Source organism: Desulfosarcina cetonica JCM 12296, from assembly GCF_001311845.1.
In the GTDB taxonomy this organism is placed as follows: Bacteria; Desulfobacterota; Desulfobacteria; order Desulfobacterales; family Desulfosarcinaceae; genus Desulfosarcina; species Desulfosarcina cetonica.
In genome coordinates this window covers 1-12,703 of record NZ_BBCC01000064.1, presented here as the reverse complement: position 1 = coordinate 12,703, position 12,703 = coordinate 1, and the positions used below count along the sequence as shown (strand labels likewise).

Annotated in this window: 12 protein-coding genes, 1 tRNA gene and 2 pseudogenes; 3 read left to right on the top strand and 12 right to left on the bottom strand. The window is 57.5% G+C overall.

Annotated features, from left to right (window positions below; genetic code table 11):
• The first annotated feature begins 15 nt into the window (after positions 1-15).
• Positions 16-624 carry a hypothetical protein gene (locus tag JCM12296_RS49080; protein WP_340147867.1) on the top strand — a complete coding sequence of 203 codons (609 nt, stop codon included), beginning with the start codon at positions 16-18 and terminating at the stop codon, positions 622-624.
• A 59-nt stretch (positions 625-683) separates the two neighbouring features.
• On the opposite strand, the gene JCM12296_RS15510 is transcribed toward JCM12296_RS49080, so the two are convergent.
• The 9 genes and pseudogenes from JCM12296_RS15510 to JCM12296_RS41980 all read right to left on the bottom strand — a co-directional run bounded on the left by JCM12296_RS15510 (position 684) and on the right by JCM12296_RS41980 (position 7,976).
• Positions 684-1,715: an RluA family pseudouridine synthase gene (locus tag JCM12296_RS15510; RefSeq protein WP_246804383.1), complete on the bottom strand. Its 1,032-nt coding sequence runs from the start codon at positions 1,713-1,715 to the stop codon at positions 684-686.
• 90 nt (positions 1,716-1,805) lie between these two features.
• The gene (locus JCM12296_RS15505) at positions 1,806-2,351 is read right to left on the bottom strand and encodes a CarD family transcriptional regulator (RefSeq protein WP_054694834.1); all 546 of its coding nucleotides are present in this window, start codon (positions 2,349-2,351) and stop codon (positions 1,806-1,808) included.
• 232 nt (positions 2,352-2,583) lie between these two features.
• Positions 2,584-4,507: pseudogene (locus tag JCM12296_RS15500) on the bottom strand (sodium-translocating pyrophosphatase).
• Positions 4,508-4,621: 114 nt separating this feature from the next.
• The gene (gene pth / locus JCM12296_RS15495; RefSeq protein WP_054694831.1) at positions 4,622-5,203 is read right to left on the bottom strand and encodes an aminoacyl-tRNA hydrolase; all 582 of its coding nucleotides are present in this window, start codon (positions 5,201-5,203) and stop codon (positions 4,622-4,624) included.
• 155 nt (positions 5,204-5,358) lie between these two features.
• Complete coding sequence (locus JCM12296_RS15490) at positions 5,359-5,964, bottom strand: 50S ribosomal protein L25 (RefSeq protein WP_246804395.1); 606 nt, start codon at positions 5,962-5,964, stop codon at positions 5,359-5,361.
• Positions 5,965-6,002: 38 nt separating this feature from the next.
• On the bottom strand, positions 6,003-6,962 hold the full coding sequence (locus tag JCM12296_RS15485) for a ribose-phosphate diphosphokinase (RefSeq protein WP_083456180.1): 960 nt from the start codon (positions 6,960-6,962) through the stop codon (positions 6,003-6,005).
• A gap of 30 nt (positions 6,963-6,992) precedes the next feature.
• Positions 6,993-7,066: transfer RNA gene (locus JCM12296_RS15480), tRNA-Gln, on the bottom strand.
• Between the two features lie 48 nt (positions 7,067-7,114).
• Complete coding sequence (ispE, locus tag JCM12296_RS15475; RefSeq protein ID WP_054694825.1) at positions 7,115-7,813, bottom strand: 4-(cytidine 5'-diphospho)-2-C-methyl-D-erythritol kinase; 699 nt, start codon at positions 7,811-7,813, stop codon at positions 7,115-7,117.
• On the bottom strand, positions 7,758-7,976 hold the full coding sequence (locus JCM12296_RS41980; RefSeq protein WP_054694822.1) for a 4-(cytidine 5'-diphospho)-2-C-methyl-D-erythritol kinase: 219 nt from the start codon (positions 7,974-7,976) through the stop codon (positions 7,758-7,760). Before JCM12296_RS41980 ends, ispE begins: the two co-directional genes overlap by 56 nt.
• A gap of 31 nt (positions 7,977-8,007) precedes the next feature.
• Between JCM12296_RS41980 and JCM12296_RS50535 the strand changes: the two genes are divergently transcribed.
• Positions 8,008-8,334 carry a hypothetical protein gene (locus tag JCM12296_RS50535; protein WP_054694820.1) on the top strand — a complete coding sequence of 109 codons (327 nt, stop codon included), beginning with the start codon at positions 8,008-8,010 and terminating at the stop codon, positions 8,332-8,334.
• Positions 8,335-8,433: 99 nt separating this feature from the next.
• Here JCM12296_RS50535 and serA read toward each other — a convergent pair whose 3' ends face one another.
• Both serA and JCM12296_RS15455 read right to left on the bottom strand, forming a co-directional pair.
• Positions 8,434-10,014: a phosphoglycerate dehydrogenase gene (gene serA / locus JCM12296_RS15460; RefSeq protein WP_054694817.1), complete on the bottom strand. Its 1,581-nt coding sequence runs from the start codon at positions 10,012-10,014 to the stop codon at positions 8,434-8,436.
• Positions 10,015-10,259: 245 nt separating this feature from the next.
• Positions 10,260-10,679: a hypothetical protein gene (locus tag JCM12296_RS15455; RefSeq protein WP_157067646.1), complete on the bottom strand. Its 420-nt coding sequence runs from the start codon at positions 10,677-10,679 to the stop codon at positions 10,260-10,262.
• 182 nt (positions 10,680-10,861) lie between these two features.
• On the opposite strand from JCM12296_RS15455, the pseudogene JCM12296_RS50530 reads away from it, so the two are divergent.
• Positions 10,862-12,228, top strand: a pseudogene (locus tag JCM12296_RS50530) (saccharopine dehydrogenase C-terminal domain-containing protein).
• Here the strand turns inward: JCM12296_RS50530 and JCM12296_RS15445 are convergent.
• On the bottom strand, positions 12,206-12,703 hold a 498-nt coding region (locus JCM12296_RS15445), incomplete at its 5' end, for an ADP-ribosylglycohydrolase family protein (RefSeq protein WP_172683920.1). The pseudogene JCM12296_RS50530 and the gene JCM12296_RS15445 sit on opposite strands and share 23 nt — an antisense overlap.

Genomic DNA, 12,703 nt, shown 5'->3' with positions numbered 1-12,703 from the left:
TTGGAGTATCTTCAGATGGAGTTGGGCGAGCCCGATGCCAGCGGTCGCCGGCGTCCTGTGCCCATCGAAGGCTCGGAAACGATCCTGGATGTCGATATGGTCATTTCGGCCATCAGCCAGCAGGCGGATATCGGGTTCATTGAAAAGGAACCGGAGAAGGAGGCCATCACCATCACCCGCTGGAATACCTTCGACAATGACCCCGAGACCTTGCAGTGCAGCGTGCCTTATCTTTTCACCGGTGGCGATGTGGCCACGGGGCCCTCGTTGGTGGTGACGGCCATCGGCGGTGGCCGGCGCGCCGCGCGATCCATTCATCAGTACATCACGGGTGAAGAAGTTAAAGGCGCCCCCAAATCCCTGCGCAATCGACACATTCAGGAATCCTTGTTCACATCGGTTCCCGGTGTCACCAAAACACAACGCACGCCCATGCCCGAACTTCCGGTCAAGGAGCGCATTCATTCCATGATCGAAGTCGACCAGGTGATTACCGAAGACGATGCCAAACATGAGTCCGGCCGTTGCCTCAACTGCTGCCGGGTGTGTTATAATCCCGACACCGATACCCTCACCATCGCACCGGATATGGACTCAGCGCAAAACAAAAAAAACGCGGCCTGACACCCACCGCATTTTATTGGGTTAAATAAAACCAACAGCGCCACCCATCGGTGGCGCTGTTATTTTTTCTGCGTATTTGCGATTTCTTTGAGTCTCTTCATGAGCATGCGCATGTCATCCGGCAGGGGCGCTTCAAGGGTCAGCAGGTGTTCATCGGCCGGATGATGGATCTGAAGCCGCCAGGCATGCAGCATCTGACGCCGTGCCGTTGCAACCGCGGCCGCCGACGCGGGTGAGCCCTGGGATAAAATCCGTTTTGAACCTCTATTGCCATAGACGCCGTCACCGATTACCGGATGGCCCATGGCCTGGCAATGCACGCGAATCTGATGGGTGCGCCCGGTTTGGATTTCCAGTTCGAGCAGGCAGGAACCGATATACCGATCCTTGACCCGCCACTGGGTAATCGCCTTTCGCGGCGTCCGACTGTTGACCGACATGCGCTTTCGTTCGAGCGGGTGCCTTCCGATCGGCAGTTCAATGATGCCGCTATCGCGCGTCGGAGTTCCGTAGACCAAGGCCAGGTAGCACTTGTGCACACGGCGAGCCTTGAACTGATCGGCCAGATGGCACATGGCCCGGCCGGTCTTGGCGACCACCAACGCGCCGGAAGTATCCATGTCCAGGCGATGCACGATGCCCGGACGAAGGCTACCGGAAATCCCGGGCAAATCCGTGCAGTGGTGCATCAGGGCATTGACCAGGGTGCCCGTGTAATGTCCGGGTGCGGGATGGACGACCATGCCCGGCGGTTTATTGATAACCAACACGTCGTCATCCTCATAGAGGATCTCAAGCGGCAACGCTTCCGGAAGGAAGGCAGGGACTTCAGGCGCCGGGAGGGACCCGGCAACGACTTCACCGGATTTCAGCGTGTAACCGGGCTTGCGTGGGAATCCCTCCACGAGAACGCACCCCTTGCGAATGATCGCAGCGGCATAGGATCGCGAGCAGTTTTCGATACGGGAGGCGACGAAGCTGTCGAGACGTTCACCCGCTTCTTCGGAGGCAACCTGAAAGGAAAAGGGTGATGAAGGATCAACCATGCGTGGAGAAACTGAAGGTCGTTGTTCTATCGTATTCAAGATCATGTTTTTGGGCCGCGTTATCGGTCGTCGCGGTAGGGTTTATACAGCTTCCTCCCTCTGGCCTTTCCAAAAACATGATCTTAAATACGATATCTATCCCTCATCGGGTTTGAAAAGGGCATCAATCTCTTTGATAACGGCTTTTTCATTCTTGTTCTTGGCGGTGGACAGCTCTTTGACCAAGAGGTTCTGGGCCGTGTCGTAGAGTTTGCGCTCGCCAAAGGAGAGATCCTTGGTCATCTTCAACAAAGAGAGATCGCGGTAGACTTCGGCCACCTCAAACAGTGAACCGGTCTTGATTTTCTCCATGTATTCGCGATAGCGTCGGTTCCATGTCTGGTTGTCCATGGGCTGGTCCTGACGCGTTCGCATGACCTCAAAGATCTTGGGAATATCTTTTTTCTGAATCACATCCCGCAGGCCGACGGATTCAACGTTCCACGTGGGAATCATGATCACCATCGCATTTTCAATGATCTTCATGATGTAGAAATCATGTTCCTCGCCATTGACCACCTTGGTTTCGATGGCCTCGATACGCCCTACCCCGTGGGCCGGGTATACGGCAAGGTCGCCCACCTTGAATCGCTTCTGAACCGCTGTGCTTTTTGCTTTTTCACTATCGGATTTATCGGCCATGTGTATACCAATGAGCTGGAGTTTTTCTCCCGAAGCAAGTGTTGGAAAGCACAGGAGATGATTCAGGCGTGTTCCCTCTCGCCTGTAAGAGCAGGTCAAACAATAACCCTATGGAATAGCAAAATATACCATTCCAGGGGGTAATAATCAATAAAAAAAAGGATTGGCGCCGCAGGGGCGCCAATCCTAGACTTACAACCGTTTGCGGCTCATCGCCGCCTGATGCAATGCATTACATCAGGAACGGTACCATCAGCAAGGCCACAACGTTGAGGATCTTGATCATCGGGTTGACGGCCGGGCCAGCGGTATCTTTGTAGGGGTCGCCGACGGTGTCACCGGTAACGGCGGCTTTGTGGGCTTCGGAGCCCTTGCCACCCAGATGACCGTCTTCGATGTATTTCTTGGCGTTATCCCAAGCCGCACCGCCGGTGGTCATGGACAGGGCCACGAACACGCCGGTCACGATGGAGCCGATCAAGAGGCCACCCAGAGCGATTTTGCCCAGCAGGAAACCGACCAACAAAGGTGCGACAACCGGCAGCAGCGCGGGCAGGAGCATCTCTTTGAGGGCGAACTTGGTGACGATGTCAACACAGGCACCGTAATCAGGCTTGGCGGTACCTTCCATGATGCCCGGGATTTCCCGGAACTGACGGCGAACTTCCTCAACCACGGCACCACCGGCTTTGCCGACGGCCTTCATGGCGATGGAGGCGAACAGATAGGGCAGCAGGCCACCGATGAACAGACCGACGATGACTCTCACGTCGGAAAGGTCGAAGGCCATGGCGGTTTTACCGTCGCCATGCATCTGGAATTCCATCACGTAGGAAGCGAACAGCACCAGAGCAGCCAGACCGGCGGAACCGATGGCGTAGCCTTGGTGACGGCCTTGGTGGTGTTACCAACGGCATCCAACGGGTCGGTGACGGCGCGGACGCTCTCGTCCATTTCAGCCATCTCGGCAATACCACCGGCGTTGTCGGTGATCGGGCCGTAAGCGTCAATGGCGATAACCATACCGGTCATGGAGAGCATGGACATGGCGGCCATGGCAATACCGTACAGGCCGGCAAAGTGGAAAGCCAAGAGGATGGCGACGCAGATGGCCAGAACCGGAGCGGCAGTCGCCTGCATGGAGACGGCCAGGCCGGCGATGATGTTGGTGCCGTGGCCGGTGGTGGAGGCTTCGGCAATGCCCTTCACCGGGCTGTAGATACCGGTGTAGAACTCGGTGATGATAACGATGACAACGGTAAGAACCAGGCCGATCAGCGAGCAGTAGTAAATTTGCATGGCGGTGATGTCACCCAGACCGCCCATGAACTTGTTGCAGGCATAGTAGAAGGCGATGGCGGCCAGGATGGCGGAACCGAACATGCCTTTGTACAGGGCGCCCATGATGTAACCGCCACTGCCCAAACGGACGAAGAAGACGGCGATCATGGAAGCGATAATGGAGATGGCGCCGAGAATCAGCGGGAACTCAGTGGCCATGGTGACTTTGGGGAACAGCAGGTGGCCGATCAGCATGGCGGCCACGGCGGTGACGGCATAGGTCTCGAACAGGTCGGCAGCCATACCGGCACAGTCACCGACGTTGTCACCGACGTTGTCGGCGATGGTGGCGGGGTTTCTGGGATCGTCTTCGGGGATACCGGCTTCGACCTTACCCACCAGGTCGGCACCCACGTCGGCGCCTTTGGTGAAGATGCCGCCGCCGAGACGGGCGAAGATGGAAATCAAGCTGCCACCAAAGCCCAGGGCGACCAGAGCAATAACGTCATGGGTGAAGGTATAGTAGCCAGCCACGGAGGTCAGGGCCAGACCGGCAACGATCATACCGGTAACGGAGCCACCCTTGAAGGCCATGGAGAGGCCAGCGGACATGCCTTTTTTGGCGGCTTCGGCGGTGCGCACGTTGGCCAGAACGGAAACGCGCATGCCGATGTAGCGGCCAGAAACGAGGCAACGGCGCCAATCATGAAACCAAAGGCGGTCTTGGCGCCCATGGTGGCGAAAATAACACCAAAGATGATAATACCGGCAATACCCATGCTCTTGAGCTGACGGTTCAGGTACGCAATGGCGCCTTCCTGAATGGCACCGGCGATGGCTTGCATTTTCTCGTTTCCGGCAGGAGCGGCCTTCACGATACCGGCAAGAATGATCGAAAAAAGAACACCGATAACACCGACCAAGGTACACGCAAGCGTAGGTTACTCAATACAGCTTCCATTCTTTCCTCCATTCCAAGTTGGGTTAAATCATGGTTTCCGATTAAACCGATTCATGGCTTCCTTTACACCCTCGCAAAGGATTACTTCAGCAGCCTCGACAGCCCGTGATAGAAAAGGTTTCAGCGACAATTGCTGTTCGGCATCAAAATCGCCGAGAACGTAGTCTACCACCCCAATGCCGGCGCAGGGCCGCCCGACGCCCATTCGCACCCTTATAAACGTGTTGGTCCCCAGGGCGTCCGTCAGGGACCTCAATCCATTGTGTCCTCCATCCCCCCCTTTCTCTTTGATTTTCACTCTTTCGTAAGCAAGGTCAATGTCATCGTGGATGACGACCATATCCTCGCATTGAAACCCATACGTGTGGAAAATATCACCCACCGGGTCACCGGAACGGTTCATGAAGGATAGCGGTTTGGCCACCATGACCGGTATGCCGGCGATGGTCCCCTCGGCCAGTTCCGCTTCCATCCAGCTGTTGCACGCGGTCAATCGGTAATATTGCTTCAGCTGGTCAATGACCATAAATCCAATGTTGTGGCGGGTCGAGGCGTACGTCGGTCCCGGGTTGCCGAGACCGACGATCAGATGCTGTCGTGTTGCTGGCATGATGTTAGATGGCCGCCGAAGTCTGTACTCCGGTCGTCCCATCTGTCCCCATGTTGCCGCCTGCCGATCGGAAGCGCCAATGGCGATATGCCTCGAAGGCGAAATACCTGCGGCTACCGATTCTCTCTAGGCTGGCGACAAAATGGGTTGGAACATTATTCTTCCGCTTCCGCGGATTCTTCTTCTTCATCTTCACCCTCGGCACTTTCTGCCTTACCGCCCAAAACGGTCAAAATGGTGAAGTTGACGTCGGCGGGGACTTCAATCCCCTCGGCCAATTGAAGATCTTGAACATGGAACGATTCACCCATATTCAGGTCCGTCACATCGATACTGATGCTGTCCGGAATCTGATCGGGCAGGCAGAGAACTTCCAATTCCCGTCGGATGATCTGTAGCATCCCCCCCAGTTCCACGCCTTTGGCTTTTCCGGTAGCGACGACCGGGACCATGACCTTGATTTTGTGCCCCATGGAAACTTCGTAGAGATCCAGGTGCAAAAGATGCTTTGAGGTCGGATGGCGCTGCATTTCCTTGATCATGGTTTTGCGGGCACCGTCCATCCCGGAGACTTCCAGGTTCAACAGTTTTTGCGTGACCGAGCCGCCTTTAAAGATGGGTTCGAGATCGAGTTTATCGATGGTCAGTTTGACCGGTTCGGTCTTGGGACCGTAAAGAATGGCGGGAATTTTCCCGTCTCTGCGCAACACCCGGGAAGGTCCGTTACCCGTGGTTTCCCGTAGGGTTGCCTTAAGGTTCATGGTTTCCAACGATCTGTTCCTCCTTGAGAAAATCTTATTTACACGAAAAGGGATGTCACCGAATCCCCGGTGTAACTGCGAATAATGGCCTCTCCCACCAGGTTGGCAATGGAAAGGACCTTGATCTTTTTACATTCTTTCAATTTTTCATCTAATGGAATGGTATCCGTGCAAACAATGCTGGTAATCGGAGACGCATTGATCCGGTCGATGGCAGGACCCGACAACACCGGATGGGCACAGCAGGCGTGAACCTCCCGGGCACCTTTTTGCATGATGGCATTGACCGCCTCGGTGATGGTGCCGGCGGTATCGATCATGTCGTCCTGGATAATCACCGTTTTGTCGGTCACGTCACCGATCACGGCCATGGCCCGGGCTTGGTTGGGAGACGAGCGCCGCTTGTCGACGATGGCGAGCCCGGCATTGAGCCGTTTGGCGAAGGCACGGGCGCGTTCCACCCCACCGGCATCGGGAGAGACGACCACCAGACCTTCATTGTCAAAGTTGTTCTTGATATATTCCAAAAGGACCGGTGCGGCATACAGGTTGTCGACAGGAATATTGAAAAAGCCCTGAATCTGGCCGGCATGCAGGTCCATGGTGATCACGCGGGTCACACCGGCGGCGGTCAGAAGATCGGCCACGAGCTTGGCACTGATCGGCACGCGGGGGGCCACCTTCCTGTCCTGGCGAGCGTACCCGTAGTACGGAATCACGGCGGTGATGCGGCGCGCAGAGGCCCGCTTGAGAGCATCCACCATCAGCAGCAGTTCGACCAGGTTGTCGTTGACCGGACTGCAGGTGGACTGGACGACAAACACATCCTTCTGGCGAACGTTTTCCTCGATCTCGATCTGGATTTCGCCATCGCTGAAGCGCTTGACAACCGCACCGCACAACGGCAACCCCAGATACTGACCGATTCGGACAACCAAGTCCGGATTCGAATTGCCCGAAAAAATACAGAAATTATGATTCTTGGTGGTGGTGGTCACTGTCGGAACAAGACTCCTGTTCACTGGTAGTGGCTGGGGCGGAGGATTCGAACCTCCGAATGCAGGAACCAAAATCCTGTGTCTTACCGCTTGACGACGCCCCAGTAAAAAAACGCCGGTGCCCCCAATATCGCTTTTGGCAGCAACCGGCCCTAAATCAACAAATCCGCAACATATAGCGTCCAGCGTTGACTTTGCTGATTACCGCACAAGGCCGTGCATGCTGATTTGGCTCGTTCGGAATTCGAGAAAAGGCCGAATACCGTTGAACCACTACCGGACATCATGGCCGCCGCGGCACCTTGTTTCCGGAGCAAACGCTTTATGGTGCCAATCACCGGGAACGCCTTTTCGGTTACGGGCTCCAGGTCATTGACCAAGTCCTCGTCGAGCCTGAATATTCGGCCATTAAAGTCGAATTTACTAAGTTTTTTTTCGCCTTTTGTCAATCTTAAATTCAGATTTTTATAGACCCAGGCCGTGGATACGACCACCCCCGGATAGACCAGCAGCGCCGTCCATGGGGTCAGGTGGCGATAAGCGGTCAAGCGTTCCCCGATGCCGGTCGCCACGGCAGGCCCCCCATGAACAAAAAAGGGAACGTCCGCGCCAATCCGGGTGCCCAGGCGCATCAATTCCGCCTTGGCCAACGGCGATCCAAAGTGCCGATTCAAGGTGGTCAGAACCGCTGCCGCATCGCTGCTGCCGCCGCCCAGCCCGGCACCCACGGGGATTTGCTTGTCGATCCGAATGTGAAGGCCGTCGCCCCCCGGCGGGTTGCCGTCAAAGGCCGTTTCAAAAAAAAAGGCCGGCCGCCAGAGCCGCCAGATTGGATGAATCCTCGGGGACATCGGGATGCTCGCAACCGATACGAATCCCCCCCGCGCCGCCGAAAGCAAAGGTCAGCGTATCGTACAGGGCCACCGGGCACATGAGCGAGCCAAGTTCATGATAGCCGTCCCGCCGTTTGCCGACAACACGCAGGAAAAGATTGATCTTCGCCGGCGCGCGCACGGCGACAACATCGCGGGCAAATGGCGGTTGCGTGGGTTTATCCTTTCTCTTTCACGTACAGGATACGCAAATCGTAAAGGATATTTTTTATCATCGTCTCCTCATTGGCATCCAGATTCCCGCGGGTTTTCTCTTCCAGCATGGAAATGACATCGATGGTCTGTTTTGCCAGGGGCAGATTCTGGGTTTTCTTCCCCGTAAGGGATCGTCCATCATCCCCAGCTGGACCAGGGCCGAAGAGTTGAGCGAAAAGATGAACGTGGCGAAGTTGAGCGCCGGCAACGGAGGCGAAGCTGACGTGCCGGACATCCCTTTGGCCGCCGCTTCATTCGGGGCAGCGCTTGCCTTGTGGTCCTGATTGTCATCGCTCATGGCAGGTACTCCTTTTAGCAGCGCTCATAGGCAACGCCCCAAAAGCGCCGGCAGACGTTTAGAGCCAGATTGAAAAGGCCGCCTTTTAGAACTCCAATGGCGTCACGGTCTTGACCAATGAAAGCTGGCGCAGTTCCGCCACCACCGCATCGGGAATGGGTGTATCGGTGGTGAGAAAAATGATATTACGATCGCCATCCTCTTCCTGTCCGACCTGCATCCGACCGATGTTGATGCCGTGTTGCCCCAAGGCCGTCCCGATCTCGCCAATGGAACCGGGCTTGTCGATATTCTGGATCAGCGCCATATGACCATGGGGAATCATTTCCAGACGGAACTTGTCGATTTTGACGATGCGCGGGTCCTTTTTACCGAATATGGTTCCCGAGACCACGCTCTTCATCTCCGTGGTGATGGCCCGCACGGTTATCTGGTTCACATAATAATCCGATTCCGCACTGCTGGTTTCCGTCACCTTGATCCCCCGCTGCTGGGCCATGACCTGGGCGTTAACGTAATTCACGTCGTCCTTGACCACGGGTGTCAGCATGCCCTTGAGCACGGCGGTGGGTATCGGAGAGAGATCAAGGTCCCTGAAATCCCCATGGAACTCGACGACCACCTCCTTGATCGGCCCCTCGACCAGCTGCGCCTGAAGGCATCCCATACGCTCGGCCAGAATCAGGTAGGGACGGATCTTTTCCAGCGCCTCCCCGGTCACGGAAGGCATGTTGACCGCATTGACCACGGTTCCGGCGGTGAGGAAATCAATGATCTGCCGGGCAACCGCCACGGCGACATTGGTTTGCGCCTCCCGGGTGGAGGCACCCAGATGGGGTGTACAGATCACCCGCGGGTGAGTCACCAGCGGGCTCTCTCCCGGGGGTTCGGTCTCGAACACGTCCAGGGCGGCACCGGCGACCTTACCGGAAACAAGGGCCTCGTAGAGGTCGTTTTCAGCCACAATACCGCCGCGGGCACAGTTGATGATCATCACCCCGTCCTTCATTTTCGCAAAGGCCGCCGCGTTGACCATGCCGATGGTGTTTTTCAGCTTGGGGACATGCACGGAGATGTAATCGGCCCGTGCGTAAAGCGTATCCAGATCCACACATTCGAATCCGGCCTTTTGGATTTGTTCGGGCGTGACAAAGGGATCATGGATCATCACGTTCATTTTCAGCCCGCGCGCGCGATCGGCCACGATGGCACCGATTTTACCGAACCCGATCACCCCCAGCACCTTGTTGAAAATCTCGCGTCCCTGGAGCTTTTTCTTCTCCCAGCGTCCCTCGCGCAGGGAAGCGGTCCCCATGGGAATATTACGCGTCAGGGCCAGCATCATGGCGATGGCGTGCTCGGCCGTGGTCACGACGTTGCCGGTGGGGGTGTTCATCACCACGACCCCCCGCTGGGTCGCGGCCGGGATATCCACGTTGTCCAAACCGATGCCGGCCCTGCCGACCACCTTGAGGCGGGTGGCCGCCTGGAGCAGGTCCTCGGTCACCTTGGTGGCGCTGCGGATCACGAGGGCATCGTAATCGGTAATGGTTTCCTTGAGCGCCTCGGGGGCCAAACCGGTCTTCACGTCTACATCGATGCCAGGGGCATCCTGAAACATGCGGATGCCATCCTCGCCCAGATTGTCACTGACCAGCACCTTCATCGTGTGCGTCCTTGATTTTGTGTTGATATTGTCACGGTCCCCTGTGTCGATCGCTTCTTGCAACCAGGCCGCATCAACCGGCCAAAGGCCGCCAGAAAACGATCCGCTGTTTTGTTGAAAAGTGCCTTGGAACGACGGGGCAAGACGTGGCGGGCCACCCGGCGCCCGCGATCGACGGCGTATTTTAAAAAAAAGCGCGACAACATTCAACCCATATTTGAAGCGCGACACCGATATGGGGCTTATTACGAATCCGTCCGATTGCGGGTTTCCGGACACCAAAGGCGCAGGGCGTTGCGTTCGTTTTCCAGGATGGGCCGCCAGGTGATGGCATAATGGACTTGGGCGGCCTCATAACGGGGCGTAAATGCCGCCACGTAAAGCTGGTGCGGCGCATCGGGAAAGGATTCGACCCATAGCAGGTCGTCGACCTTCAGGGCGAAGTCGTTGATGATCCGCTTGCCAAGACTTTCCGCGCAGCTGGACTTGAAGATACCGCCGGCCTGGCGGACCGCCAGGACACCCCATGGGCGGATATGGAGATGGGCGGGATCCGCCGAGGAGAAATCGATGATTTTCACATTCCAGCTGCATGCGAAAGCCGAACGCGACGCCCCCGGGTCGTCCTTGCGCGACAGGGTATAGGTTCCGTTAAAACGAAGCATGGCCGTCATCCCCATGATGTCGTGTTTAAGATCACATGTTTTAACGCCGCGTGTCCATTCAACAAAAACAAGCGCCTGTTGACAAGCGTACGTACCTTGATTCCAACGGCAAAACCGGGTAGGTAGGCGGACTGTTCCGCAGGTTGATATGCGACGCAGAGAGACGGCCCCATCGGGTTCAGATGCGGCCCATCCACCCATCCCAGAGACAAATGAAACGGCAAAAAACAATGCGCAATAAACGAATTCTGATCCTTGGCGCCGGTCTGGTCTCCAGACCGATTGTCCACTATTTGACCGAACTTGACAATACCGACGTCACCGTGGCCTCCCGCACGGTATCCAAGGCCGAGGCCCTGGTGGCCGGACGACCCCGCGGCCGGGCCGTGGCCTTGGACGTGCTGCAAGACACCGCCGGACTGGAACAGCGGATCCGGGATTGTGATATCGCCGTTTCCCTGTTGCCGGCCACCGAGCATGTCCGCGTGGCCGAGCTGTGCCTCAAGCACCGCAAGATGATGGCCACGACCTCCTACATCTCTCCGGCCATGCAGGCCCTGGATGCAAAGGTGCGGGATGCCGGACTGACCTTCATCAACGAATGCGGCGTCGATCCGGGGCTGGATCACATGTCGGCCATGCGCGTGATCCACGAAGCTGCCGCCAAGGGCGGAACGGTGGAATCGTTTCGTTCCTATTGCGGCGGACTGCCGGCCCCCGAAGCCAACACCAATCCCATCGGATACAAGTTCTCCTGGGCGCCCGGGGGGTTCTCACGGCCGCGACCAATCCCGCGCGCTACCGTCAGGACGGCAGCATCGTTGAGATTCCCGGCGACGAAATCTTCGCCAATCCCGAACAGGTGGTCATCGAGGGCGCGGGGACTTTCGAGGGTTACCCCAACCGCGATTCCCTGCCCTACGGCAGCCTGTACGGCCTGGACGGCGCCCGGACCATGTTTCGGGGAACGCTGCGCAACACGGGCCATTGTGAGACCTGGTATCAATGGGTCAAACTGGGCCTTTTTTCCCAAACCCTGCGGCCGGAAATCGCGGGCATGACCTACCGCCAATTCATGTGCGCCATCGCCGGCGACGACGACCCCAAACGCGGCCTGGCACACAAAACCGGGCTGCCCGAGACGGCGGCCTTCATCGACCGCCTGGAGTGGCTGGGCATGTTCGCCGATGCGCCCATCGGCCTTCAGGGGGCGGGCAACATCGACGTCATGGCGGCCCGCATGCTTGAGAAATGTGAATTCGCGCCCGGCGAACGCGACATGCTGGTCATGCAGCATGAATTTGTCATCGACCATGCCGGGAAAAAAGAAAACCGCATTTCCACCCTGGTGGAGTTCGGCATCCCCGGTGGAGACAGCGCCATGGCCCGCACGGTTTCCCTGCCGGTGGCCATCGCCGTGCGCATGCTGCTGGACGGTACCATCACGCAGCGCGGGGTGATCGCCCCCATCTTGCCCGAAATCTACAATCCCATTCTGGACGAATTGGCCGGGCTGGGGATTACCTTCAAGGAGCGGGTGCTGGCCTGATCCGTCCCTGGACCACCAGCGGCGCCGCGTTGACCAGGTAATCGGCCAGTTCGGTGATTTCCGTGCGCACCTTCGGATCGAGGCGCTTCAGCCAACGTCGGGGAATGCCGTCGATGCCGTAGAACGCCCCGGCGATCATGCCGGCGATGGCCCCGGTGGTGTCGGCGTCACCGCCCTGGTTGACCACCCCGATCAGGCAATCCGCGAAGGTCCCGGTGGAAAAAAAGTGGTGGAAAACGGTTTGCAGGGTGTCCACCACATAGGCGGAGCTGTTCCCCAGGTAGGGCCGGTAGCGAAATTCGGGATAATCGCGCACCAGCTCGCCGGCAAGGGTCTGCAGTGCAGCCACGGCCCCGCCACACAGGGCTTGATGAACCATGCGGCCGACGGTGACGCAGGCCGCATCGGACATGGGATGGTTATGGGTCAGGTGCGCCTGCTCGGCGGCCCAGCGGGCCAGGCAGGCCTCGTCGCC